General features: G+C 72.3%; 19 protein-coding genes. 4 read left to right on the top strand and 15 right to left on the bottom strand.

Translation table 11 applies throughout. The annotated features are described in order from the left end of the window. Nucleotides 1–50 precede the first annotated feature (50 nt). From F6W97_RS19345 to F6W97_RS19325, 5 genes are all read right to left on the bottom strand, one after another. Entirely contained in the window at nucleotides 51–593 is a 543-nt protein-coding gene (locus F6W97_RS19345; protein WP_196279235.1) for an SHOCT domain-containing protein, read from the bottom strand. 62 nt (nucleotides 594–655) lie between these two features. Then, on the bottom strand, nucleotides 656–4,303 hold the full coding sequence (locus tag F6W97_RS19340; RefSeq protein WP_155371807.1) for an SCO7613 C-terminal domain-containing membrane protein: 3,648 nt from the start codon (nucleotides 4,301–4,303) through the stop codon (nucleotides 656–658). Between the two features lie 28 nt (nucleotides 4,304–4,331). Further along, complete coding sequence (locus F6W97_RS19335; protein WP_155371805.1) at nucleotides 4,332–5,933, bottom strand: hypothetical protein; 1,602 nt, start codon at nucleotides 5,931–5,933, stop codon at nucleotides 4,332–4,334. After that, nucleotides 5,933–6,328 carry an SHOCT domain-containing protein gene (locus F6W97_RS19330; protein WP_230686817.1) on the bottom strand — a complete coding sequence of 132 codons (396 nt, stop codon included), beginning with the start codon at nucleotides 6,326–6,328 and terminating at the stop codon, nucleotides 5,933–5,935. Before F6W97_RS19330 ends, F6W97_RS19335 begins: the two co-directional genes overlap by 1 nt. 19 nt (nucleotides 6,329–6,347) lie before the next feature. Then, nucleotides 6,348–6,788, bottom strand: a complete 441-nt coding sequence (locus F6W97_RS19325; RefSeq protein ID WP_155371802.1) for a DUF6325 family protein — start codon at nucleotides 6,786–6,788, stop codon at nucleotides 6,348–6,350. Between the two features lie 79 nt (nucleotides 6,789–6,867). Here F6W97_RS19325 and F6W97_RS19320 point away from each other — a divergent pair, with 79 nt between their 5' ends. Beyond that, the gene (locus F6W97_RS19320) at nucleotides 6,868–7,482 is read left to right on the top strand and encodes an HdeD family acid-resistance protein (protein ID WP_155371801.1); all 615 of its coding nucleotides are present in this window, start codon (nucleotides 6,868–6,870) and stop codon (nucleotides 7,480–7,482) included. A 250-nt stretch (nucleotides 7,483–7,732) separates the two neighbouring features. Here the strand turns inward: F6W97_RS19320 and F6W97_RS19315 are convergent, their stop codons facing one another. The 4 genes from F6W97_RS19315 to F6W97_RS19300 all read right to left on the bottom strand — a co-directional run bounded on the left by F6W97_RS19315 (nucleotide 7,733) and on the right by F6W97_RS19300 (nucleotide 13,952). Continuing rightward, nucleotides 7,733–8,548 (bottom strand): patatin-like phospholipase family protein, encoded by an 816-nt coding sequence (locus F6W97_RS19315; RefSeq protein WP_269059701.1) that lies wholly within the window; start codon nucleotides 8,546–8,548, stop codon nucleotides 7,733–7,735. A 133-nt stretch (nucleotides 8,549–8,681) separates the two neighbouring features. Continuing rightward, on the bottom strand, nucleotides 8,682–11,300 hold the full coding sequence (locus tag F6W97_RS19310; RefSeq protein WP_155371799.1) for a chitinase C-terminal domain-containing protein: 2,619 nt from the start codon (nucleotides 11,298–11,300) through the stop codon (nucleotides 8,682–8,684). A 469-nt stretch (nucleotides 11,301–11,769) separates the two neighbouring features. Next, entirely contained in the window at nucleotides 11,770–13,230 is a 1,461-nt protein-coding gene (locus F6W97_RS41410) for a sensor histidine kinase (RefSeq protein WP_155371797.1), read from the bottom strand. Nucleotides 13,231–13,238: 8 nt separating this feature from the next. After that, nucleotides 13,239–13,952 (bottom strand): response regulator transcription factor, encoded by a 714-nt coding sequence (locus tag F6W97_RS19300; protein WP_155371795.1) that lies wholly within the window; start codon nucleotides 13,950–13,952, stop codon nucleotides 13,239–13,241. Between the two features lie 324 nt (nucleotides 13,953–14,276). Here F6W97_RS19300 and F6W97_RS19295 point away from each other — a divergent pair, with 324 nt between their 5' ends. Then, nucleotides 14,277–17,474 carry an efflux RND transporter permease subunit gene (locus tag F6W97_RS19295; RefSeq protein ID WP_155371793.1) on the top strand — a complete coding sequence of 1,066 codons (3,198 nt, stop codon included), beginning with the start codon at nucleotides 14,277–14,279 and terminating at the stop codon, nucleotides 17,472–17,474. A 133-nt stretch (nucleotides 17,475–17,607) separates the two neighbouring features. Here the strand turns inward: F6W97_RS19295 and F6W97_RS19290 are convergent, their stop codons facing one another. The 6 genes from F6W97_RS19290 to F6W97_RS19265 form a co-directional block, all read right to left on the bottom strand. Beyond that, nucleotides 17,608–18,483, bottom strand: coding sequence for a septum formation family protein (locus F6W97_RS19290; RefSeq protein WP_155371792.1), 876 nt, complete (start codon nucleotides 18,481–18,483; stop codon nucleotides 17,608–17,610). Nucleotides 18,484–18,707: 224 nt separating this feature from the next. Further along, nucleotides 18,708–20,252, bottom strand: a complete 1,545-nt coding sequence (locus tag F6W97_RS19285; protein ID WP_230686816.1) for a S1C family serine protease — start codon at nucleotides 20,250–20,252, stop codon at nucleotides 18,708–18,710. A 107-nt stretch (nucleotides 20,253–20,359) separates the two neighbouring features. Further along, nucleotides 20,360–21,904, bottom strand: a complete 1,545-nt coding sequence (locus F6W97_RS19280; protein WP_155372973.1) for a sensor histidine kinase — start codon at nucleotides 21,902–21,904, stop codon at nucleotides 20,360–20,362. A gap of 56 nt (nucleotides 21,905–21,960) precedes the next feature. Further along, nucleotides 21,961–22,647 (bottom strand): response regulator transcription factor, encoded by a 687-nt coding sequence (locus F6W97_RS19275; protein WP_407924589.1) that lies wholly within the window; start codon nucleotides 22,645–22,647, stop codon nucleotides 21,961–21,963. A gap of 126 nt (nucleotides 22,648–22,773) precedes the next feature. Continuing rightward, the gene (locus tag F6W97_RS19270) at nucleotides 22,774–23,427 is read right to left on the bottom strand and encodes a lysophospholipid acyltransferase family protein (RefSeq protein WP_196279234.1); all 654 of its coding nucleotides are present in this window, start codon (nucleotides 23,425–23,427) and stop codon (nucleotides 22,774–22,776) included. A gap of 208 nt (nucleotides 23,428–23,635) precedes the next feature. Next, nucleotides 23,636–24,379 carry a GNAT family N-acetyltransferase gene (locus F6W97_RS19265; RefSeq protein WP_155371786.1) on the bottom strand — a complete coding sequence of 248 codons (744 nt, stop codon included), beginning with the start codon at nucleotides 24,377–24,379 and terminating at the stop codon, nucleotides 23,636–23,638. A gap of 79 nt (nucleotides 24,380–24,458) precedes the next feature. Here F6W97_RS19265 and F6W97_RS19260 point away from each other — a divergent pair, with 79 nt between their 5' ends. Continuing rightward, nucleotides 24,459–25,136 carry a hotdog family protein gene (locus F6W97_RS19260; protein WP_230686815.1) on the top strand — a complete coding sequence of 226 codons (678 nt, stop codon included), beginning with the start codon at nucleotides 24,459–24,461 and terminating at the stop codon, nucleotides 25,134–25,136. A gap of 230 nt (nucleotides 25,137–25,366) precedes the next feature. After that, nucleotides 25,367–25,628, top strand: a 262-nt coding sequence (locus F6W97_RS19255) for a 2-oxoglutarate dehydrogenase E1 subunit family protein (RefSeq protein WP_155371784.1), incomplete at its 3' end; no start/stop codon positions are given.

Raw genomic sequence — 25,628 nt, 5'->3', positions numbered from 1 at the left:
GGTGCGCGACCTGCCGCAACCCGCAAACGTCCAGCGTCACAGCCCGACGTCTATGCGCCGAAGCCCCGCGGGCGGCGCGGCGGCTCGCTGCCGCCGGTCGTCGGCGGCGGCGCGACAGGTCCGGCCGTGTCTGCAGGGGCCGCCGGGGGCGTGCCGGGGCCGGCGGGCGGGGTGTCGTGTGGGCGGGCGACGTCGAGCATGCGGGCCTTCTCCTCCGGTGTGTCGTGCGCGCGGGCGGCGTCGAGCACGCGGGTCTTCTCCTCGGCGAACTCCGCGTCGCTCAGCTTGCCGCGGTCGTGCAGGTCGGACAGCAGTTTGAGCTGCTGCGCCGAGTCGTTCGGCGAGTACTTCTCGACGAACTCGCGGCTGGCCTGGTCCATCGCCCGGCGCTCCTGGGCGGTGGCCCCGGGCTGCCGGAAGATGAGGTAGATCAGCGTGCCGAGGAACGGCAGCAGGATGACCACCACGATCCACAGCGCCTTGAGCCAGCCGGAGAGGTCGTCGCGGCGGAAGATGTCCACGATCGCGAAGGCCCAGATCAGCAGCAGCGGAATGAAGATCAGCAACAACCAGAAGACGTCCCAGAAGTCCATCTTCCCCCCTAATGTGGCACTCTCCCCCATTCTTGCGGGCAGAACGCCTCAGCGGGACCCGGTTACCGCATCCGGCCGATGGCCCCCCTCAACCGGGCGACGTCCCGGCGGCTGCGCTCGTAGGTGATGGCCAGCGCCAGCAGCACCGCCCCGCCGACCGCGATCGGCACCCACGTCGGCAGCAGCCGCGACACCAGGACCAGCTCGTGCAGGGACACCACCAGGAGCACGCCGCCGCCGAGCACCACCGGCGCCTGCAACCGGCGCACCGAGCCGAACACGGTGACCGCCAGCGCGCCGGCCCCCAGCAGCAGCCGCCGCAGCGGGACCTCGTCGGTCAGCGCGCCCGCCAGGCTGGGCAGCAGCGCCGCGACCAGTGCCGGACCGGCGTACAGCCAGCTGGACAGGTCCGGCCGCGACCGTGCCGCGTACCAGCCGACGGCCAGCGCGAGCAGCGCCACCGGCAGGGTGTACGCCTCCAGCAGGCCGACGCCCTGCGCGGCGAGGATCGCGCACCACGCGACCGCCTCCAGCACGGCGGACGCGGCGGCCCGCAGCACCCGCTCCCGGCGCGGCGCGGCCAGCACGGTCAGCCCGACCGCGATCCCCCACAGCGCCAGCACCAGTGCCATCGCCTCGACGTAACCGTGGCACAGCGTCAACGCGACCAGGGCCGCGGAATGGGCCGCCGCCTCCGCCGCGACCCGCTGCTCCCGGGCGAACGGCGCGTACGCCAGGCCCAGCACGATCGCCGCGACCCCGAGCACCAGGTAGGCGACGAACTCGAAGCGCAGCTCGGCCGCCTCGCCGACGGCGATCGCCAGCAGCACCTTGCCGGCAGCCCCGGCCAGCCAGCCGGCGGTGCGCACCGGCCGGGTGCGCCCGCCCACCGCGATCACGGCCAGCGTCACGGTCACCAGCGCCAGCCCGGCGATCGTCGACCACTTCTCGGCCAACGTCCCGGCCAGCCCGGCCCCGGTGAGCAGCAGCCCGAACAGGCCGCCCGCGAGCGTCAGCGCGCCGTACGGCCGCAGCCCGGCCAGCACCAGCAGGGCCACGCCCAGCAGCAGCTGCACAGCGCTGATCGTCGGCCAGGGCGCCTGCGCGGCGGCCAGCGCGGCGAGCCCGGCGACCGCGGCGACCACACCACCGGCCACCGCCATCAGGCGCACCCCGCCCCGCCGGAACCAGGCCGCGACCGCGGGCGCGAGCAGCAGCAGCGCGACCGCGTACGCCCAGGGCAGCCGGTCGCTCGGATAGGCGCTCAGTCCGGTGCCGACCGGGTCGGCCGCCCAGATCCGGCCCAGCCAGCTCAGCGGCGCGATGAAGATCAGGTGTAGCGCCTCGGCGCACATCAGCAGGGTCAGCGCCAGCACGACCTGCGCCGGGATCTCCGCCCGGACCCAGCGCGACTGCATCGCGACCAGCGCGAGGGCCAGCGTGCACAGGGCGGCGTACACGGCCGCGGAATCCTGCGGCGGATGCCCGCCGGGCAGCGCCCACAACGCCCCCACCAGGCCGCCGACCACGGCGTAGTCCCGCAACCGGGCGGGCGACAGGTATACCCACAGCGGCGTCAGCAGAGCCGCGGCCAGCATCGCCCGGCGCGACCACAGGTCGTCCACCCCGGCCGCGGCCACCACGCTGTGCGCCATGGGCGGCAGCAGCGCCAGCGCCACCGCGCCGCTCACCCCGCCAAGCACCCGCACCCCGTGCAGCGCGCTCGCGGTGCTCACGGTGCCGGTCCCGCCCAGCGAGCGCGTGCCGCCCTCCGGCACCAGGGAGCTGCGCCAGCCGAACGCGGCCGCGGCCAGCCCCAGCACCACCACGCCACCCAGCGCCCAGGCCGACAACACCCGGCTGCCCGCCCCGGCCAGCAGCGCGTGTCCCGCGAGCAGCCCGGCCACCACGCCCCAGAGCACGAGGTGGCGGCGCAGCAGCAGGGCCACGCCCAGCGCGACGGCCACCGCGGCCAGATCGACGGCGAGCGCCGACCACGGCGTCAGCGCCGGGTGTCCCGGCACCGTCAGCGGGAGCAGCAGCACCGCCCCCGCGGCGACGTACGCCCGCACCGGTTCGGGCGCCGGCGGCCCGGTCAGCAGCCAGCCCGCGGCGGCCACCAGGGTCAGGCTCACCGGCAGGAGCCAGCCGTACGAACCGTCGAAGCCCGCCGGATCGGCGGCCCACCACGGCATCGCGTCCTCGACGGACTGCCAGCCCGCGCCCAGCGCCCAGCCGGCGGCGCACAGTGCGGGCACGCTCAGCGCCAGCGCCGCACCGCCGACCAGCCCGGCCCGGACCGCGGGCCACCGGGCCGACAGGGCACCACCCAGCACCACCACCAGCACCGTCACCAGTGCCGCCGCGCCCGCCAGCACCAGCAGCCAGTAGTGCGGCCACTGCACGAGCGCCGGACGTGCCAGCGCCGCGGCCAGCGCCACCGTCACCACGGCACCGGCCATGGGCCGGGCGAACCCGGCGGCAGCGCCCGTGCCGAACTGCCACAGCCCGGCCGCCAGCACTCCGGCGGCGGCGAGCAGCACCAGCGAGCCGGTCACCGCGGTGTCCGGCTCGGCTCCGAGCAGCCATGCGACCAGTGCGAGCAGACCACCGATCCCCAGCATGCCGAGGTATGCCAGCAGCGCCAGCACCCGCAGCCCGGCGCGCCCCGGCAGCTCCGCCGCCGTCGCCTGCGCCGCGGCCGCGGTGGGCTGCGGGGGCGAACCTGCCACGGCAGGCTCCTGCCCGGACTGCCTCGGCACGGGGACCTCGGCCACGGGCTGGTCGTCCGGCACCGGCCGGCCGGTCGCCGACGGGACGGCGGCGGGCCGCAACGCCCGGTAGAGCAGCAGGTCGCCGAGGGCGACCGCGGTGAAGACGGCCGACCAGCCCGCCACGTCGGCGGAGGACTCCAGGAAGAACAGGGGCAGCGCGGGCTGCGCGGCCAGCAGCGCGCCGAACCGGGTCGCGCTCGTCCCGACGACCCGGGCATAGCCGTAGCCGAGCAGGGCGGTGAAGGTGGCCACGGCTCCCGCGTAGAAGCCGGGGTCCCAGTGGTCGGCGACGCCGCCGAGGTTGACATACCAGACGGCGTAGCCGTCGAGCACGACCAGCAGCAGCCCGAGCGCCGCGAAGGTCTCCGCGGTCGCGGTCAGCGCGCGGCGGCGCACCAGCGGCGGCACGGCCAGCACGCCGATGGTGAGCACGCCGAGGATGAGGGCCCGGCCGACCACGTCGAACGTCGCCCAGGCCACCGCGGTGAACACGATCGCGGCGATGCCGAGCAGCAGCCCGCCCAGGATGAACAGCAGGTTCTGCACGGTGCGCGGCGAGGACTCCGGCTGCCGGCCGGCGGGCGGCAGGGCACCGGCCGTCGGCGGGACGCCTCCGGTCGCCTGCGGCAGGCTGCCGGTGGTGGGCGGCAGTCTGAGCAGCGTCGGCTGATGCGCCGAGCGCTCCCGGGCCACCGCCACCCGGACCTTCGAGGCATGCACCTCACGGTCCCGGCGCAGCTGCGCGAGCTGGTCCGACAGTCCCTCGTACGCGATGCGGGCCTGCTCCACCTGCGGCAGGACCGCGGTGATCCGCCCGTCGTAGGCCAGCACCGCCGCAGCGTCCGGGTCCGGCGCGCGGCCGCAACCGGGGCAGGGACCGTCCAGGGTGGCGGTGGCTCTGCACAGCGGGCAGGGGTACGACGCGAGCTCGGTCATGCGGGTCAGCATGCCGCAACCGCGCCAGTTACGGATCGACCGCTCGGTCGGTGGGGTCGATCGGCGGCCCGTCCGAAGGCGACGGCCGTGCGGCCGGGCCACGTCTGCCCGGCTCGGTCGGCTTGTCCGCGGTGGATTCCGGCTCGTCCGTCTCCGCCTGGCCGGGCTCCTCCGCCCGGGCGGCCTCCGTTGCCTGCGACGGCTCCGACAGCTCCCACGGGGTCGACTCGTCGGTGAGGTCCTCCTCGGCGGCCTTCGGGACAGCCGTGGCCGCAGGCGCGGTGGCAGCCCGCGTGGTCGCGGGGTCCACTCCGATCGGCGGGCCCGCGGGCAGCGGTTCCAGGACCGCGGCGGGCATCCGGCGGCCCAGCGTCAGCACCAGTGTGACGAGCGCCGCGCAGACGAACGCCCACACCGCCGTCGCCACCGAGGGCCGGGCCAGCAGCCACCACCCCACCAGCACCCCGAGCACGATCGCGAACCAGCGGAAGTAACGGCGTACGAACGCGCCGGTCCGCACCGCCCACGGCTCCCGCGCCAGCGGGCGCGCAGCCCGGTCGATCAGGGCGTTCACGCCGCTGCGCACCGCCACCGCCGGTCGCGACGGGCCCGCCAGCAGTGCCCACAGCACCCCGAGCAGCGCCACCACCAGGACGGAGACCAGGGCGGTGACCAGGAACCGGAGCACCGTGTCGTAGACGTCCAGCGTCACCGCCTGGTTCAGGCCGCGCTCGGTGGCCCGCTGCGCTGCTCTGTCCCGGACCATCTGGTTGGCGATCAGCCCCACGACCAGCATCAGCGCGCTGAGAGTCAGGCCGAGGACCAGCCCGCGCCGCCGGTTCGGGGCGGTCCACACGGCGAGTCCGAGCAGCAGCAGCGCCAGCAGCGGCAGCCAGGTCGCGCTGACGTCGAGCAGCCGCACGTAACGCTGGATCTCCGGAAGCTGGTCCACCTGCGCGACGGTGTACGGGATGGACATGTCCGGGATCCGGGCCGCGAGCCCGAAGCCGCGGTCGACCAGTTCCTGCCGCGCGGCGGCCAGCACCGGGCCGAGATCCACCACGACGTCGGTGCCCGAGCTGTGCAGCATCGGCGTGCCCTGGCCGGTGAGCAGACCTTCGATGTTCTGGTGGGCGGTGCGGTTGACCTGGTTCCACACCGCGGGGAAGCGGGGTGAGGTGACCAGGTCGCCCACCACCTTGTGGATCTGGCCCTGCAGCCAGTCGGTGACCGCGGGCAGCACCAGCGTGATCACCGCTTCCACGCGCGGCAGGTTCACCGCCGCGGCCAGGTCGCCGGCCAGTTTCTCCAGTGGCAGCCGCGCCATGATCTCGTCGGTGACGCGGTCGGTGACCGCCGCCTGCACCTGCGGGTCGGTGGCGAGCGGGGCGACGGTCTCCACGTAGCGGTCGGTGTCGAGCAGCTCGGCACGGGCGTAGCGCGCCGTCACCGACGCCAGCACCAGCACCGCCGAGAGCAGCGCCAGCACGAACGCGCCCGCCCAGCGCAGCGTGCGCACCGTGCCGCCGGGCCGCCGGACCGTGGGCTGAACGGGCTCGGGCACGTCGTGCGTCGCACCGGCGAGCCGCCGCTCCCACGCGGACGGTGACGGGTCCTCGGGCTCCGTCATCAGGTGCCCAGCAGCTTCGTCTTGGCCGCGGTGAACTCCGCGTCCGTCAGCGTGCCCGCGGCCTTGAGGTCGGCCAATTGCTTGAGCTGCGACATCAGGTCCACGCCCGGCATGCCGGCAGCGGTCGCGGACGCGGCGGCGGCGGGCGCTGCGGCGGGCGCGGGCGGGGGCACCCCGGCAGGCTGCTGTGCCTGTGCGTCGAGCTGCGCCTGCGACTGCGCGAGCTGCTGTTGCTGGTCGTGCACGGCCTGCTGGACGGCCTGCTCCTGGACCGCCTCCGCCTGCCTGCGGTCGGACCACCGGTGCACGGTGCCCGCCGTGGCGGTCGCCGTGCCGGCCACGACCGCGGTGCGTGCGACAGTGCCGAGCAGTCCCGGCCCGCGCCGCGCTGTCATCGGACGTCTCCGCAGCATGTCAGCCTCCCACCGGTGCCGCGTGCACCGCCGCCTCGACCGCGTCCACCACCGGGACCGGGATGCGTTCGGCGAGGACGATCTCACCGCCGGCCTCCGCGACGACCGCGCTGACGCTGGCCAGCCACAGGTGCTCGAAGAGCAGCACGAGGGCCTGCGCACCGGGCGTGATCGCCTCGGCGAGGTCCTGCACGTCCTGTTCGGAGATGAGCCCGTCGAGCGCCTGGATCGCCGGGTCGATCGCCTCGAAGTCCTCATCGCCCTGATACTCCCCCAGCTCGTGGGAGGTGACGGCGCCGTCGGCGGCCTTGTCGACCACCACCATGTCGATGATGCGGACGATCTCCTGGTCCACCAGGCGATGCAGCTCGGGCCCGAGGCGACGCCCGGGAATGCGGCCGGCGAACTCGACGACCACGAACTCGAGCGGACCTCTCTTCATCGCTGCCCCCTTCATCTCATGTTGAGGCTACTCATCCGAAAAGGGAGAAATCACAGATATTGCGAGTTATCTTCGCACCATGATTGATCCGTATGGAGACGCGGCACTCGAAGCCAGCGCATTGCGTTCGTTCAAACGCATGTCGATCATCGGCGGGCTGATCTCCATCGCCGCGGGTCTCGCGCTCACCTTCTGGCCCGAGAAGACGCTCGTGCTGATCGCGGCGCTGATCGGCGTCTGGCTCGTCATCGTCGGGATCTTCCGGATCGTGGAGGGCCTGACCGCCAAGGGGGTCAGCGGCGGCCACCGCGCCCTGATCGCCGTGATGGGCCTGCTCTACGTCGTCGTGGGCATCATCTGCCTGCGGCACCTGGTCGACTCGATCAAGGTGCTGGCCGTGGTGCTGGGCCTGGTCTGGATCGTCGGCGGGGTCGCCGAGGTGGTCACCGGCTTCGCCCGCGTGCACGGCACCTGGCCGAAGATCGGCACCGTGCTGATGGGGCTGCTCAGCATCGCGGCCGGCCTGGTCCTGTTCTTCTGGCCGGGCATCACGCTCACCGTGCTGGTCTGGATCACCGGCTTCTGGCTCATCGCCCTCGGCATCATCCAGCTCGTCCTCGGCTTCACCTCAGGCCGCGCCGCCAAACGCACCGCCTCCGGCTCCGGCTCCGGCTCCGTCCCCGGCGTCGCCTGACCACCGCCCCCCGCCACCCGGCCCCGCCACCCGGCCTCGCCACCCGGCCTCGCCACCCGGCCTCGCCACCCGGCCTCGCCACCCGGCCTCGCCACCCGGCCTCGCCACCCGGCCTCGCCACCCGGCCTCGCCACCTGCCGCAACTCTTAAAGAGTCGCGGCCTTGGGGCAGGTCTGAGGCCGCGACTCTTTAAGAGTTGCGGCAAGGGGCCAGGGGTGCGGCAGGCGTTTCGGGGGTGTGCGTGGGTGGGTCAGTGGCCGACGGCGGAGAGGTAGTCGCGGGAGGCGGCGTAGGCGGCGGAGACGCGGCGGCCGACGGCGGCGGCGTCGCGGTACGCCCAGGGGCTCTCATCGGCGCCGGCGCCGCCGGGGAGCACGTGCACGCGTACGCCGTCGGGGATGGCGGCCAGCTCACGGGTGAAGCGGACCCGGCGGGCGATCTCCATGGCGACGTTGGTCGCCTCCCACGGCCGCTGCGGCGGCTGCAACGGCCGTTCCAGCCGGCCGACCTGGAGCATGAAGACCTCGTCCGCGCCCATCTCGACGGCGTGGTTGATCGGGTACGCCACCAGGTTGCCGTCGAGGTAGTGCTCGCCGCCGATCTCCACCGGGGGCAGCACCCCGGGCAGGGCGGCCGCGGCCAGCACCGCGTCCACGACCCGGCCGCTGCTGAACCAGTGCGCCTCGGCGCGTTCGATGTTCGCCGCGCACACGTGCAGCGGCACGCGCATGTCGGCGAAGGTGATCTCGGCCCGCATCGAGCGCTCCAGCACCCGCTGCAGCGGGGCGGGCGAGTGCAGGTGGGTACGGGTGGCCAGGCGGCGCAGCTGGCGCGGCACCGAGTCGCCGTACACCTCGCTGATCTCGGGGGTGGCCCACAGCCGGACCAGCTTGTCGGTGACCTCGGGTTCGGGGTCCGCGGCGACCAGGGCTGCATTGATCGCGCCGATGGACAGGCCGACCACCAGGTCGGGCCGGATGCCCGCGCGGAACAGCGCGCGCAGCATGCCGACCTCGACGGCGCCGAGCACGCCACCGCCGCCGAGCACGAACGCCGTAGTCCCCACGCCGCCATCATGCCGGATGCCGGCCCCGTCTGAGCTGTCAGACCTGCTCAGACGATGACCGGCATCACATTTCACGGCATGGGGGCCGGCCCGGCGCCCCGGTTGGAAGGGGCGGCGCGCCGGGCCGGACCGGTTACAGGGCCAGCCAGAGCGCGCCGACGTTCGGCGGCTCCCAGCCGGTGATGGAGGTGTGCGCCTGGCGGCACTGGTAGGACCGGCCGCCGTAGGTGACCCGGGCGCCGGTCGCGTACGCGGTGTTCGGCGCCCACGCCGGGTAGGCCCCGGGCGAGGTGGACGGGCTGGCCGACGGCGAGGCGCTGGGCGACGTGCTCGGCGACACGCTCGGCGAGGGCCGCGGGGACGACGACGGCGACACGCTCGGCGAGGGCGGAGCCGACGGCGAGGCGCTGCCGCCAGTGCACGGGCCGAGGTCGACCCACACCGACGCGGTGCCCGGGGTCTCGTTCTGCGTCCACCACTGGGCGCGGTAGGCGCGGCCGTTGTACGACACCCGGTTGCCGCCGGTGTAGATCTGCGTCGGGCTCCACACCGGGTCGGTGCAGGTGCCGGGCGGGGTGCTCGGCGACGCGGACGCCGACGCGCTCGGCGACACCGGGGTGCTCGGCGAGGCCGTCGGGGCCACCCCGCCCCGGCTGCGGTTGACGGCCAGGTTGTAGGTCTGCCCGCCGAAGGTGAGCGTGTAGTTCGACGGCGAGGCGATCGGCAGCACGTAGTTGAGCGTCAGCTCGATCGACGCGCCTGGGGCCACCGTCTGCCAGCTCGGCAGGGTCAGCTTCACGTGGTGGAAGTCGCCCTTGAGGCCGCCGACGTTGTTGCCGGTGTGGCCGGGGGTGACCGCCATCGTCCAGCCGGACTGCTGGCTCATGTTGCCCGGCGCCGAGGTGCCGTAGTCGAAGTCCAGCACCGCCCCGCCGGGGATGGTGGTGGTCGTGTTGTTGACCAGCTTCAGCTTCGGGTTGATCGGGTAGTTCGAGTCGCCGAGGGCGAACCCGCCGAGCTGCACGTCCACGTTGATGGTCTGGGTGGGCAGCGCCGTGTTCGACCGGCTCGCGCCGTACGCCGGCGCGGTGGCGAACTTCGCGGCGATGGTGTTGGTGAGCGTGTTGCCCATCCGGTACTCACCGGCCGCCGAGTCGTACGCGTAGTCGCCGGCCAGCTCCCAGATCATGATGCCGCCGATGCCCTTGTTCACCACGTAGTCGGCCTTGACCCCGATGGACTGCTCGTCCTCGGTGGAGATGAAGACCTTCTTCTGCGCGTTCCACAGCCACGGCGCGACCAGCGTCGAGGAGTAGTTGCGCACGTAGGTGCCGGTCAGCGTGTCGGCCGGGTCGGTGGCCGGGGTGAGACCGTACGCCGCCCGGTACGAGCCGGCGATGCCGTTCTCCAGGTTCTTGGCGTGCCACATCGGATTGGAGCCGGCCGGCTCCTCGTTGCCCGCGGTGTCCAGGTCGTGCCACAGGTTGTCGATGCCGATCGCGCCGTTGCCGCAGGGGCTCTGCGTGCCGATCGGGCAGTTGGCGGTCTTGGCCGCGGTGCCCCACAGGCCGTTGGTGCCGCCGGTGACGTTCTGGTGGCCGCGGGTGTAGTACGGCACGCCGATGTTGATGCGCCCGCTCTGCACCGCCCCGCGGAAGTAGTGGTAGGCCCAGTCGGTGTTCAGCGAGCCGATGCCCGCGTAGGCGTTGTAGACCCCGCCCGCGATCAGCTCGTTGTCCTGGCCGTCGTCGTACAGGGCCGCGTTCGGGCCGACGTACTGGTTCCAGGCGCCGTGCAGGTCGTACGACATGATGTTGATGTAGTCGAGGTACTGCGTGGCCTGGAACGACTCCATGCCGCGCAGCAGCCAGCCGGAGGCCGGGGCCGCCACGGTCACCATGTAGTACTTGCCGTCACTGGCGGCAGCCGTGTCCAGCTTCTCCCGCAGTGCCTTCATCAGCACCTGGTACGACGCGTTCAGGCCGGCCCGGCGCGCGTTGGACTGCGCGAAGTCGAGCGGGTGGCCGGCGTCCTTGTTGGACGTCGGGTACTCGTAGTCGATGTCCACGCCGTCGAAGCCGTACGTGCGCAGGAACGTCACCACGGAGTCGGCGAAGGCGTTGATGCCGCCGGTGTTGACCGAGCCGTCGGCGTTGGTGGTCATCCGGTAGAAGCCGCCGGAGTCGATCCGCGCGCCGCTGCCGTCGAAGTACGCGCCGGTCTCGGCCCAGCCGCCGACGCTGACCAGCGTCTTGACGTCCGGGTACTGCTTCTTGAACTTGTTGAGCAGGTTGAAGTGCCCGGTGTACGGGAACGCCGGGTCCATCTCCGCGCCGGCCACGCCGGGCCAGGTCATGTTCGTGGAGGCGTTGTCAGCCGCGGCCGGGTTGCCGATCGAGATCTTGTTGGCACCGTCCACGTGCGCGAACGCGTAGTTGATGTGGGTGATCTTCTGCCACGGGATCTGGTTGGCCAGATAGGCCGGAGCGCCGTTCTTGCCGGTGCGCCAGTTGGTGAAGTAGCCGATGATCCGGCGCGGGTGGCCCGCCCCCATCGACTCACGGCCGTTGGTGTCGTAGACGTCGCAGTAGGGGACGGCCACGCCGGGGGTCTGATACAGACCGTCCGGGCGACAGGCGTTGTGGTCTACGGCGGCGCTGTTGGCGGTGCCCGCGGCCGCGACGGCCACGGCGGTCCCGACCAGCGCCGTCGCCGCGGCGACGAACAGGTTGAGGAGCGGTTTGCGTTGCATGATCACCCTCCTGGGGGCGAAAGCAGCTATCAGGGAAACCGTTAGTTAAGTTTGCTAAAAGTTAATCCCGTGACCCCGACCACACAAGAGGTGACTGCCGATCTTTAACCCCGGCTTAAGGTTGCCGCCGGCCGGTGCCGTTCGGCCCGTGACCGTGACCGTGACCGTGACCGCGACCGCGACCGCGACCGCGACCGGGCATGATCGCTGTTTCGTGTCAGAAAGTGTGGTCCGACCTCAGCTTCTGACACGAAACAGCGATCATCGCCAGTGCCGTCCACGGTGGACCGGCAACGGGAGCACTTTCCTCTACGCACGGCGTTAAGAAGGTGCCCTTCCTTCGCCCGCGGCGCGGCGCGGTGCGGCGCTGGGTGCGGTGCGGTGCGGTGCGGTGGGGCGGCGCTGGGCGCGGTGCGGCAGGGCGCTGGACTGGATGGGTCAGCCCGGGCAGGGCGCTGGACTGGATGGGTCAGCCTGGGCAGAGCGGCAGGGTGATCCGGAAGGTGGCGCCGCCGCCGGGGGTGGGGCGGTGGCACACCTCGCCGCCGTGCGCGGCGATCAGCGCGGCCACGATGGACAGACCCAGGCCGGACCCGGCCGCGGGCGAGCGCTCGTGGTCGCGGGCGCGGGCGGGGTCGGCGCGGTAGAAGCGTTCGAAGACCCGTTCGGCGTGCGCGGGCGACAGGCCGGGGCCGCGGTCGACGACCTCCAGCAGGGCGCGGGAGTCCGCAACGCCGACCCGTACCGTCACCGGCGTGCCCGCGGGAGTGTGGGTGAGGGCGTTGCCGAGCAGGTTGGTGACGACCTGGCGGAGCCGGTCCTCGTCGCCCAGGACCACGGGCGGCTCACCGTCGAGCAGTTCCAGCCGCAGGGGCCGGTCGAGCTCGCGCAGCTGCGCGGACTCGATCGCGTCGGCGGCGATGGGCACCAGGTCGACGGGCTCGCTGCGCAGCGGCCGCTGCTCGTCGAGGCGGGCCAGCATCAGCAGGTCCTCGACGAGCAGGCCCATCCGGGTCGCCTCGGTCTCGATGCGGGCCAGCAGGGCGGAGACCTCGGCCGGGTCGGTGACCACGCCCTGGCGGTGCAGTTCGGCCAGGCCGCGGATGCCGGCGAGAGGGGTACGCAGTTCGTGCGAGGCGTCGGCGACGAAGCGGCGCAGCCGCGCCTCGGATTCGGTGCGCTCGGCGAACGAACCCTCGATCTGGGCGAGCATCGTGTTGAGGGTGCGCGACAGCCGCCCCATCTCGGTGCGCGGGCCGACCTGTGCGGGCACCCGGCGGGACAGGTCGCCGCCGGCGATGATCTCTTCGGCGGTCTGCTCGACCTCGGTCAGCGGGCGCAGCCCCATCCGGATCACCCAGACGCCGAGTGCGGTGGCCAGTCCGAGCACGGCCAGCGTCACCGCGATCTCGATCGCGCCGAGCCGGGCCATCGTCTTGGCCACGCCGGTGAGGTCGTACGCGATGACTACGCTGCCCTGGCCGTCGACCCGCTCCCCGACCAGCACCTGGTAGCCGGGGTGCCGGTGGTAGGACACCTCGTTGGGGACGAAGAACGGCTTGTCGGCCAGCTTGCGTGCCGAGGCGAGGTCCAGGGGCGGCAGGGCCGGCGCGCCGCGCTCGTCCCGGCCGTACTGCGCCTGGACGCCGCCGTCGACGTTGCGGAACTCCAGGATGTACGCGTCGAAGAAGGTCTTGCCCTCGGTCTGCTCCTTGGCGAACTGATCGACCTCGGCCTGCGTGAACTTGGCCGGATCACGTTTGGTCAGGTCGTGCATGGCGACGGCGAGCTGCTCGTCGATCTGCTCGATCATGTACATGCGCAGCAGGGCCACGCTGGCCATGTCGGCGACGACGAACCCGGCGCAGACCAGCGCGAGCACGCCGGCCAGCAGCCGGGCTCGCAGCGACCAGCGTTTCGGCCCGCGCATCAGCCGCCTCACGATCTCGGCAGCCGCAGGGAGTAGCCGAACCCGCGCAGCGTGTGGATCAGCGGCGGTTCGACCGTGTCGACCTTGCGGCGCAGCAGCGAGATGTAGGACTCGACGATCCGGGCGTCGCCGCCGAAGTCGTACCGCCAGACGTGGTCGAGGATCTGCGCCTTGCTGACCACCCGGTCGGAGTTGACCAGCAGGTAGTGCAGCAGCTTGAACTCGGTCGGGCTGAGCCGAACCAGCTTGCCGGCGCGGCGTACGTCGTGGGTCTCCTCGTCGAGTTCGAGGTCGGCGAAGCGCAGCGTGGTGTCGTCGGTCGGCACGGCCGCGCCGGTGTAGGTGCGGCGCAGCACGGCCCGGATCCGGGCGACGACCTCCTCCAGGCTGAACGGCTTGGTGACGTAGTCGTCGCCGCCCACGGTCAACCCGGTGATCTTGTCTTGTACGCCGTCGCGGGCGGTCAGGAACAGCACGGGCACGTGCGCGCCGCCGGCCCGCAGCCTGCGGACCACCTCGAAGCCGTCGCAGTCGGGCAGCATCACGTCGAGCACCAGCAGCTCGGGCTTGAACTCGGCGGCGACGGCCAGGGCCTCCGCGCCGGTGGCGGCGGTGCGCACCTCGAACCCGACGAACCGCAGGCTGGCCGAAAGCAGGGACACGATCGTGGGCTCGTCGTCCACCACGAGCAGGCGGCGCTGCTCGCCCTTCTCCGGTTTCATGGTCGACTCCCAGGGGTGCGCGCTTCATCGGGCGTGGCAAGTGTGCCCGAGCCTGCCCGCATGGCCCCTGCACGGAACCCGAATAAATGCTGAAAGTCGGCGAGCTCACGCCCGATTTCGGATGATTGGCCGCTCCGCGGCTTGTACCTTGGGGATCCGTTCCCCCTGTCTCACCCGGCAACTCCCGAAGAACCACTGTGACGAACTCGAAGCGGCTTTCGGCTGGCTTTCAGGTTCGGTTCACAGTTCCTACGCGTTGACCTGGTTGACTGCGGCGGTCGTCATCCCCCATATCGCTCGACCGTGATGCACCTGGAGTCGTCAATGTCATTCCTGGCCAGGCTGAGCCTCGCCAACCGCGGACTAGTCGCGCTGATCAGCGTGGCGATCCTCGGTGCGGGTGCTTTCGTGCTGCCGCAGCTGCGCCAGCAGATGTTCCCCGACCTGCAGTTCCCGATGGTCTCCGTGGTCGCCGCCTACCCGGGCGCCACGCCGGAGATCGTCGAGCAGCAGGTCGCCATCCCGATCGAGCAGGCGGTCGCCGGCGTCAGCGGGGTGACCAGCGTGACCTCGACGTCGCGCAACGGCTCCGCCTCCGTGAGCGTGGCCTTCGACTTCGGCGCGGACATCGACCAGGTCGAGGGCGACATCCAGCAGGCGCTGGCCCGCATCGACGCCCGCCTGCCGCAGAACGTGGACCCGGCGGTCTTCGCGGGCACCACCGACGACATCCCGGTCATCCAGCTGGCCGCCAGCGGAGCCGGTGGCGACGACCAGGAGCTGGCCCGCCGCCTGCGGGCCACCGTGCTGCCCGCCCTCAACAACATCGAGGGTGTACGCGAGACGACCCTGTCCGGCGATCGCACCCCGCAGGTCACCATCGACCTGAACCCGGTCAAGCTGGCCGCCAAGGGCCTCACCGCGCAGTCGGTGACCAGCGCGCTGACCGCCAACGGCATCAGCATGCCGGGCGGCGTGATCACCGACGGCGGCCTGGTCTACTCGGTCGCGGTCGGCAGCCGCTTCTCCACCGTCGAGCAGATCGGCGACCTCTACCTGGGCGCGGCCCCCGGCCAGCGTCCGGCCACCGGCAAGCCCGCCGCGGCAGCTCCCCAGCTCAAGGACGTCGCCACGGTCACCTCGGCGCCCGCCGACGCGACCACGCTGACCCGTACCAACGGCAAGCCGAGCCTCGGCGTCGGCGTCACCGCCCTGCCCGGCGCGAACGCCGTCGAGATCTCGCACCAGGTCAACGACCAGCTTCCCAAGCTCGCCGAACAGCTCGGCGCGGGCGGCGCGCTGCAGGTCATCTTCGACCAGGCGCCCGAGGTCGAGCGCTCGGTCAGCAGCCTGACCACCGAGGGCGCGCTGGGCCTGGCCTTCGCCGTCCTCGTCATCCTGATCTTCCTGCTGTCGGTCCGCTCGACCCTGGTCACCGCCGTGTCGATCCCGGTCAGCGTGGTCATCGCACTGATCGCGCTGTGGGCCGGCGACTACTCGCTCAACCTGCTCACCCTGGGCGGTCTGACGATCGCGATCGGCCGGGTGGTCGACGACTCGATCGTGGTCCTGGAGAACATCAAACGGCACCTGGAGTACGGCGAACCCAAGAAGGAGGCCATCCTCACCGCGGTGAAGGAGGTCTCCGGCGCGGTGACCGCCTCGACGCTGACCACGGTCGCGGTGTTCCTGCCCGTCGCACTGGTCGGCGGCATGGTCGGCCAGCTGTTCGGCCCGTTCGGCCTGACCGTGACCGCGGCGCTGCTGGCCTCGCTGCTGGTGTCGCTGACCATCGTCCCGGTCATGGCGTACTGGTTCCTCAAGTCGCCGCAGGGCACCGCCGAGGAGCTGGAGGCGATCCGGGTCAAGGCCGAGGCCAAGGAGCTGCGCAGCCCGCTGCAGCGCGCGTACGTGCCGATCCTGCGCTGGTCGCTGGGCCACCGGGCGCTCACCCTGCTGATGGCGTTCCTGGTCATCGCCGGCACCGGCTTCCTCGCCACCCGGATCGAGACCAGCTTCATCGAGAGCTCCGGCAACTCGTTCTCGATCTCGCAGACCATGCCGATCGGCACCTCGCTGGCCAGCACCGACGAGGCTGCCAAGCGGGTCGAGACGATCCTCGACTCCACCGACGGCGTGAAGTCTTACCAGGTGACCGTCGGCGGCGGGGGCGGCATCTTCGGCGGTGGCGGCGGCGCCAACACCACCCAGGCCCGCTTCCAGGTGACCTCGGAGACCGGCACGGACCAGAAGGCGCTCACCGATTCACTGCGCGAGAAGATCGACGCGCTGGACGACAGCGCCGTCGGCGAGGTCGTGGTCGGCGCGGTGCAGGGCGGCTTCGGCGGCAACGGCCTGGAGGTCGCGGTCGAGGCGGCGGACGACGCGACGCTGCGGGCCGCGGCCGAGCAGATCCGCGCCGCAGTGGCCGAGCTGCCGAATGTCACCGAGGTCGACAGCGACCTGGCCGCGAACACCCCGCAGGTGCAGGTCACCCTGGACCGGGCCGCCGCGGCGCGGGCCGGGCTGAGCGACGCCGCGCTGGGCCAGCTGGTCGGGCAGGCGTTCCGGGGCACCACGCTGACCCGCGTCGTGATCAACGGTATCGAGCAGCCGGTGGTGCTGCGCAGCGGAGCGGCCCCGGCCGACATCGCCGCGCTGCGCGCCCTGCCGATCGGTCCCGGGGTGACCCTGGACGACGTCGCCGACGTCAACACGGTGGCCGGCCCCAGCCAGATCAACCGCGTGGACCAGGTCCGCACGGCCAAGGTGACCGGCACGCCGAGCGCCGAGGCGCTGGGCACGATCAACGCCGAGCTGGACAAGAAGCTGAAGAGCCTCGACCTGCCCGACGGCGCGTCGTACTCCATCGGCGGTGTCACCGAGGCCCAGCAGGACGCCTTCGGCGACCTGGGGCTGGCCATGCTGGTCGCCATCGCGCTGGTGTTCATCATCATGATCGCCACGTTCCGCGGGCTGGTGCAGCCGCTGATCCTGCTGATCTCGGTGCCGTTCGCGGCGACCGGCGCGCTGGGGCTGCTGGCCGTCACCGGGCAGCCGCTCGGCCTCGCCGCGATGATCGGTCTGCTGATGCTGGTCGGCATCGTGGTCACCAACGCGATCGTGCTGCTCGACCTGATCAACCAGTACCGGGCCGACGGCTACACCACGCGTGAGGCGATCATCGAGGGCGGCCGCCGCCGCCTGCGACCGATCCTGATGACGGCGGTGGCGACCATCTTCGCGCTGCTGCCGATGTCGCTGGGCCTGACCGAGTCGAGCGCCTTCATCTCGCAGCCGCTGGCCGTCGTGGTGATCGGCGGTCTGGTCAGCTCCACGCTGCTCACGCTGGTCCTGGTCCCGGTCCTCTACTCCCTGGTGGAGGGCTTCAAGGCCCGGGTCAAGCGCAAGCGCAACGGCGGCAGGCACGTCGCCCCGCACCACGGGCAGCACGCCGAGGCGACGGTCGCGCAGCCGCGTACCGACCGCACCGACGAGGACCTGGCCGAAGCCGTCCGCTGACGCCAGCCCACGATCCCTGCCCGTCCCGGGGCCGCCTCCCCGGGACGGGCAGCCTTCCGGCAAGAAGGGCACCTGCTCCGTCGCGGAGCAGGTGCCCTTCTTCATGCGCGGACGAGCCGTGCGGAGCGGTCCGTCAGGACGGGATGCCCCTGCCCTTGCCGCCCGCGACCGACTTGCGCATCGTCTTCTTGCCGAACGAGATCGCGCACAGCACCGCGTGGTCGCCGCCCTCCCAGCGCTCCTGGCTGGGCAGCGAGACGATGGTGCCGTAGTACGGCGCCCGCGAGACCCCGACGCCCAGGTACTGGGTGACCAGCGTGCCGCAGGTGCGGTGCAGCCGGTCCCACACCTTCTGCGTCACCGGGTACGCGGCGGTCGCGGAGTCGCGGAACACGCCGACGTACTCGGCGTTGTGCGCCCGGTTGCACGCCATGTCCGTCATCAGCGTGATGTCGTCGCCGGAGTAGCTCGCGTTGACGCAGTTGACCAGGAGCGCGGCGGGGATGGCGCCCTTCAGGCTGCCCTTGCGCGTGACGAAGCTGTTGCTGTCGTCGGAGTCCTGCTGCTCGCTGATCTCGCAGCGGAACCAGCGGGCCCCGCTCTCCCAGGTGGGCACCTTGGGTGTGGCCAGGCGCAGCTCCAGCCTCGACGCGTGCCCCCAGGCCCGGTCCAGGTACAGCATCGCCTCGACGTCGCACTTGGCGAGCGCGTCGGCCTTCTGCCGGGGACCGGGGTAGGCGTCGCCGGGGAACTTCCCGACGTACACCACCTCGGCGATGTGCGGCTCCGCGCAGTCCACCACGGGCGCCGTACGCAGCGCGATGTCGACCGACGCTCCGACCAGGCATTCGCCGACCTTGGGGGTCCAGTCACCGACCGCCGCCAGCGGCGTCCAGTCGTCGACGAGTCGCGCGTCGACCTCCGCCGGCAGCGCCGGAGCGCAACCCGACAGGGTGAGTGCCGTCAACAGTGCTGCCAGCGTCGTGCCGGCCGTGAAGCGTCCCCGCATCGCCGTACCTCCCAGGTCAGAGCCTGGCGCAGCGTAAGGGATCCACGGCGGCGACGGATCGGCCCATCGGCTCGCATGATCGACACCTCCGGTCGGCGCGGCCCGGGTGTCAGGTCCGGCCGAGGTCCGGGCACAAAGGTGGCGGCGGGCGGTGGTGACCAACCCCGATGGTCACCCCCGCCCGCCGCCGGGTGGGGAGGAGGCACAGATCCTGTGCGCTGCTATTAGGACGCTTCGCCGAGCGTCACAGTTGCCGTCTTGGCCTCGCCGTTTCGGGTGAACTCGACGGTCACCTGCTGCCCGACGGTGCCCGATTGGACGGCAGACACCAGGTCATCGCTGTCGTTGATGATTTTCCCGTTGAACTTGCTGATGATGTCGCCCTTCTGCAGCCCCGCCTTGTTCGCCGGGCTGTTCTCGGTCACCGCGCTGACCGCGGCGCCGCCGGTGTCCGAAGCGGTCACCGAGACACCCAGGTACGGGTGGCTCACCGGCTTGCCGTTCATGATCTGCTCGGCGATGCCCTTGGCCTTGTTGCTCGGGATGGCGAACCCGACGCCGATGTTGCCGTCGCTGCTGCCGTTGGTGGCGATGGCGGTGTTGATGCCGATCACCTCGCCCTTGGTGTTGACCAGCGCGCCGCCGGAGTTGCCCGGGTTGATCGGGGCGTCGGTCTGCAGCAGGCCGGACAGCGAGGTGGAGCGGCCCTCACCGACCGAGATGGTGCGGTCGCGGGCGCTGATGATGCCGGCGGTCACCGAGCCGCGCAGGCCCAGCGGGCTGCCGATGGCCAGCACGGTGTCGCCGACGGCGACCTTGTCGCTGTCACCGAAGGGCGCCAGCTTCAGGCCGTTCGTGTCGGCCTTGACCACGCCGAGGTCGGTACGCGGGTCGGTGCCCACGACCTTGGCCGGCACCTTCTTTCCGCTGGACAGGGTGACCGAGACGTTCTGGCCCTCCGCTCCGGCGACCACGTGGTTGTTGGTGAGGATGTAGCCGTCCTCGGTGAGCACGATGCCCGAGCCCTCGCCGGAGCCGGTGCTGATGTTCACCACGCTGGGCTGCATCGCCGCGGCCACGCCGGACAGCGACGAGCGGTCCACCACGGGCGCGGCGGCGGTGCTGCCGGACGACACCGTGATCTTGCCGTCGTCGGCGTACTTGGTCGCGATCACCGCCCCGGCCACGCCGGAGCCCAGCGCGAGCACCACCGCGGCGACCGAGCCCAGAGCGAACTTGGCGATGGTCCCGCCGACGCTCTTGCCGGGCGTGCCGGGCGGGGTCCACGCGGGCTGGCCGGTGGCCGGGTAGGAGCCCGTCGGGTAGCCGGCGGCCGGGTAACCGGACGTCGGGTAGCCCGCCGGGGTGCCCGGGTACGCCGAGCCGTGCTGCGCCGCGTATCCCTGCTGCGGGTATCCGGGCTGGGCCGCCGCGGCACCCGGGTAGGCGGGGGCCGGGGGCTGCGGACCGGCCGGTGCCGCCGCAGCGGGCTGCCACGCCGCCGGAGCGGGCTGCTCGACGGGCTGCGGCCACGCCGCCGGAGCGGGCTGCTCGACCGGCTGCGGCCAGGCCGCCGGGGCGGGCGCCACCGGCAGGCCGGCTGCCGGGGCCGCCGCCTGGGGCTGGTTGACCACGGTGTCGTCGGGTGCCGCGTGAGCAGGAGTGACCGGCACGGTGCCGGCCGTCGCCTCCGGACGCGGGGGTACGGCGGCAGTCTCGCCCGGTTCGGCCGGCTGCGCTGCGTTCTGGGGCTTGTCGTACTCGCTCATGTCCTCAGTCTTCCGTGCGACGCTGCGTCTGTTCTGGGTTGGTTCTGGAAAATGTCTGTGAGTCGTGCTCGGTCACGGGTCGAATGCGGGATCGAAGGCGCGGTTCATCAGGCGTCCACCTGGTGCGACGGGCTGTCGGAGTGATCATCGACATCGTCGGTGATCTCAACGAGCGGCAGCCGCACCCGGAACACGGCACCCTTGCCGGGCTCGCTGTCGACCTCGATGGTGCCGTGGTGCGCCTCCACCAGCGCCGCCACGATGGCCAGGCCCAGCCCGGTGCTGACCTGGCCGTTGGCTCGGCGGGTGCGGGCCGCGTCCGCGCGGTAGAACCGCTCGAACACCCGTTCCCGCTGGGCCTGGTCGAGGCCGGGGCCCTCGTCGGCCACCTCCAGCACAGCCTGCTCCGACTCGGCGCGCAGCCGCAACTCGACACGGGTGCCCGGTGGTGTGTGCGCCAGGGCGTTGCTCATGAGGTTGCCGATGATCTGCCGCAGCCGGGCGTCGTCGCCGGCCACCACCAGGTGCCCGGCGTTCGGCGCGACGACCAGGTCGGTCTGCCGGGTCGGATCCATCACCCGGGCGGCCTGCACCGCCTCGACCGCCAGCACCCGCAGCTCGACCGGGGCCGGGCGCAGCTGGCGCTCCTGGTCCATCCGGGCCAGCAGCAGCAGGTCGTCGACGAGCAGCCCCATCCGGCGGGACTCGTCCTCGATCCGCTTGACCAGTGCCGCGGTCTCCTCCGGGGCGCGGGCCGCACCCTGCCGGTACAGCTCGGCGAAGCCGCGGATGGTGGTCAGCGGCGTACGCAGCTCGTGCGAGGCGTCGGCGACGAACCGCCGCATCTTCTCCTCCGAGCGCCGGGCCCTTCCCTCGGAGACCTGCGCCGCCACGGCAGCGTCGCGGGCCGCGGACTCGGCCGCGCGGGCCGAGGTCTCCGACGCGGCACGGGCACTGAACGCGGTCTCGATCTGCGCCAGCATCGCGTTGAGCGCGCGGGCCAGCGAACCGACCTCGGTACGGGGCGGGGTGCACCCCTCCTCCGGATCGGGCACCCGCTGAGTCAGGTCGCCGCCTGCGATGGCCTTCGCCGTCTTCTCGATCGCGGCCAGCGGCCGCAGGCTGCGCCGGACCAGCTCGGTGCCGACCATCGCGGCCAGGATGAGTACCGCGGCCCCACCGTAGATGTTGATCCACAGCAGGCGCTGGACCGCTGCGTCGATGGTGGTGGTGCGCTCCGCGACCAGGAACGGCCCGGAGTAGCCGGGGACCTTCAGCTCGCCCACCAGCACGCGCCAGTGCGGCGCGCCATCGCGCGCCCGGACCGTCAGGTAACTGCCGACCTTGTCGTGCAGTTCGCTCGGCGGCGGCAGTTGCGGAAGGTCCTGCGGGGTCACGTTGGGCGGGGCCGTGAATCCCCAGGGGTCTTCGCCCGGCGCCAGCTCGCCGGGCTTCTGCCCGCCGATGATGAAGTCGCTCGGCAGGAAGACCTGAGTGCTGGTGCCGGGCCGGAAGGAGGCGCCGGACAGCTCCTTCTTCAACACCGCCATGGCGCCGTCCAGGTCGGCGTCGAGGCGGTCGGTGAGGTAGCGCCGCATCGCCATGTGGCTGGCCACGCCGATCAGCACGATCGCCAGGACCAGCAGCAGCATGGTGTACGCGACCAGCTTCACCCGCAGCGGCTGGTCCCGGGTCGGCCGCGGCAGTTTCACGACGTCGGCTTGCGCAGCACGTAACCCACGCCGCGCAGGGTCTGGATGAGGCGGGGCGAGACGTTGTCGACCTTGCGGCGCAGGTACGAGATGTAGGACTCGACGATGTTGTCGTCGCCCCGGAAGTCGTAGTTCCACACGTGGTCGAGGATCTGCGCCTTGGACAGCACCCGGTTGGGGTTGAGCATCAGGTAGCGCAGCAGCTTGAACTCGGTCGGCGACAGCTGCACCAGGTTGCCTGCCCGGCGCACCTCGTGCGTCTCCTCGTCCAGTTCCAGGTCGGCGAAGGTGAGCCGGGGGGAGCCCGTCTCGCCGCTGGTGCGCCGCAGCACCGCGCGGATGCGCGCGGTCAGCTCCTCCAGGCTGAACGGCTTGGTGACGTAGTCGTCGCCGCCCAGCGTCAGCCCGCGGATCTTGTCGTCGGTGGCGTCGCGCGCGGTCAGGAACACCACGGGCACGCGGCCCCGGTCCTGGCGCAGCTGTTTGATCACCTCGAACCCGTCCAGGTCCGGCAGCATCACGTCGAGCACGACGAGGTCGGGCCGCGTCTTCGCAGCGGCGTCGAGCGCGGTCGCGCCGTCGCCCACCGCCTTGACCTCGAAACCCGCGAAACGCAGGCTGGCCGACAGCAGCTCCAGGATGTTCGGGTCATCCTCGACCACGAGCAGATTCGCCTCAGGCATGTGCTCCATCCTGCGCCGGGTCACTCGCCCGGCGCTGTGGATACCCTGAACGCTTCCTGTGAATTCGACGACAGATTCCGGCGAATCAGCTGAATCCGGAACTATCGCCCCGAGGTGCCGAGCTGCTCAGCCTGACGCGCTCGGCAGATCGGCGTGGGAGAGCCGGGCGGCCAGCTCCCGCCGCGGCGCGTCGGCCGGACGCGGCGCGCCCAGCAGCACGGCCGCCGACATGCCGCGCGCCGCGAGCACCCGGCGCAGCGACGCCACCAGGGTGTCCTCGCCGACGAAACCGGCCGCCGGATGGGCGTAGCGCAGTGTGAAGGTCTGCACGGGCGCGTCCGCGTCGAGCGCGGCCTGCAGGAACGCCGCACGCCACGGCACCGGGTGCGGCCCGCAGGTGGTGGTCCCCTCGGGGAACACCTGCACCGCCTGCCCCGCCCGCAACGCCGCCGTCACCTGCGCCAGCGTGCCCGGCAGGGTGCGGGGCCTGGCCCGGTCGACGAAGATGGTCCGCTGCCGCCGGGCGATGCGCCCGATCACCGGCCACGTGGCGACCTCGGTCTTGGCCACCATGCGCAGCCTGCCGGCCCGCCGGCTCAGCGCCGTCATCACGACGATGTCCAGCCAGGAGACGTGGTTGCCGACCAGCAGCGCGCCCGGCGTGACACCCGGCCCGGTCACCCGCAGCCGGATGCCCAGCGCCCGCAGCAGCGCGCGGGCCATCAGGTCCGGCCGCCACGGCAGGAGCACGCCGAGCAGCAGCACCAGGCCGCCCGCCACGGCTCGCGCCGTCCGACGTACCCGGCCGACCTGCGGGCCCCCGTCGCACCCGCACTGGCGGCCGCAGTCCGCGTACGGACGCCAGAGCTGTTCCGCCGGGATCCGCGGCGCAGGAGCCGAACGGACCTCGGCGGGCATCGCTGGCGGGACCGCCGCCCGCGGCGTGGTTCTCGTCGTTCGCACCGTGCTCACCCCTGTCGCGAGCCGCTCACGCGGCCAGGAAGTGCTTGAGGTAGCGGGGGTCGATCCGGTCCACGCCGAGCAGCACGTAGAAGTCGGCCACCCCGAAGGACGGGTCGTGCGCGGGCGCGCCCGCCACCCACGCGCCCAGCCGCAGGTATCCGCGCAGCAGCGGCGGCGCGGCGGCGATCGTCGCGGGCCTGTCCACGGGCGACGCCTGCCACGGCGTACGCGGGAGCACCCGCAGCTGGGGCGGGGACAGGTGCTTGCGGGACACCAGGTCCCACACCTGCGACGCCTGCACGCCGCCGTCGGCCAGCGGCACCGAGGCACAGCCGCTCAGCCAGCGGTGCCCCATCCGGTCCAGGTACTTGGCGATGCCGGCCCACATCAGGTTGATCACGGCCCCGGTGCGGTGGTCGGGGTGCACGCAGCTGCGTCCCGCCTCGACCAGCTGGTCGCGCAGCACGGTCAGCGCGGTCAGGTCGAATTCGCTGTCGCCGTACCGGCGGCCCAGCCAGATGGCCCGCTGCGGGGGCAGCAGGCGGTACGTACCGACGATCTCCCCGGTGCGGTCCTCCCGCACCACCAGGTGATCGCAGTACGCGTCGTACTCGTCGACGTCCAGGCCTCCCGTGTCGGGAAGCCGGGCGCCCATCTCGTCAGCGAAAACGCGGTAGCGCAGCCGCTGTGCCGCCTCGACAGTGGCCGCGTCCCCGGCGATCAGCGCGGAGTAGCCCGTAGGGGCGGCGGTAAGCAACATCGTCGTCATGTGCCCTGTGTAGAAGCCCTGCTTGACACCTGGGCCCGTGCTGGATGACCGGCACATGAAGAGTGAGAGGCTTGGAGGCATGACCTCCCTGGTGATCGACGCCCGGTACAGCGGCCCGCCCGGGTCCGGCAACGGCGGCTGGACGAGTGGCCTGGTCGCCGGGGCTGTCGGCGCGGTGGGCGGGCTGGTCGAGATCACCTTGCGCAAGCCGCCGCCGCTGGATGCCGAGTTGGCGGTCACCGCTACCGCCGACGGCTGGGCGGTGCTGGATCCGCAGGGCACGCTGATCGCCTCCGCGGCCGTGCGCGCCGACGACATCCCGCCGGTGCCACCCGTGAGCCGCACCGAGGCCCTGGCCGCGTCCGGCCGCTACGCCGGGCACACCGACCACCCGTTCCCCACCTGTTTCGTATGCGGCCCGCAGCGCGCCGACGGGCTGCGCATCTTCCCGGGCCGGCTGCCCGACGGCCGGACGGCAGCCACCTTCGTCGTGCCGACCGACCTGTCGCCGACGGTGGTGTGGGCCGCGCTGGACTGCCCCGGCGGCTGGGCCGTCATCGACCGGGACCAGGCCTTCGTGCTCGGCCGGTACGCCGTGGCGGTGGACGGCCTGCCGGAACCCGACGACGAGTGCGTGGTCGTCGGGCAACCGGTGCACCGGGAGGGCCGCAAGGCGCTGGTCCGCTCGTCGCTCTACGCGCTGGACGGGGCCCTGCTGGCCCGCGCCGAGGCGACCTGGATCGCCGTGGCCGGCTGAGCCGGTTCCATCACGCGGGTCAGCCCGCCGGGCCGTGTGGTGGTAGGAGTCCTGTGCCCTGGGTCACTGCCGAGCTGCGGTTTCGCCCGCGGCGTACTGTCGCGGATAGGACGGCGTGTGTCATGCGACACGGAGCCGTGCCGCGAGTGCCGCCCCACATCGCACCGCGTAGCCTGGGACCCGGTTTTCTGAGTTCTCGTTAAAGACGTGCGGAAGAGGCGAAAGAACCCGTGTCGACCCAGCACACCTCGGGCGCCGGCCCGACTGGACGCTCAGTTCAGGACAACCCACTGGCGAGCTTCGGTCCGAACGAGTGGATCGTGGAGGAGATGTACCAGCGGTACCTCGCCGACCCGACCAGCGTCGATCCGGCGTGGCACGACTTCTTCGCCGACTACAAGCCGGCGGACAGTGCCCCCGCCGCGGCCAAGCCCGCCGCGGCCGCCAAGCCCGCCGCGCCCGCGCAGCCCGCTGCCGCCCCGGCCCCCGCCG

Origin of the sequence: Catellatospora vulcania (assembly GCF_009720385.1) — a bacterium.
GTDB lineage: Bacteria > Actinomycetota > Actinomycetes > Mycobacteriales > Micromonosporaceae > Catellatospora > Catellatospora vulcania.
This window is presented reverse-complemented; position numbering and strand designations above follow the sequence as displayed.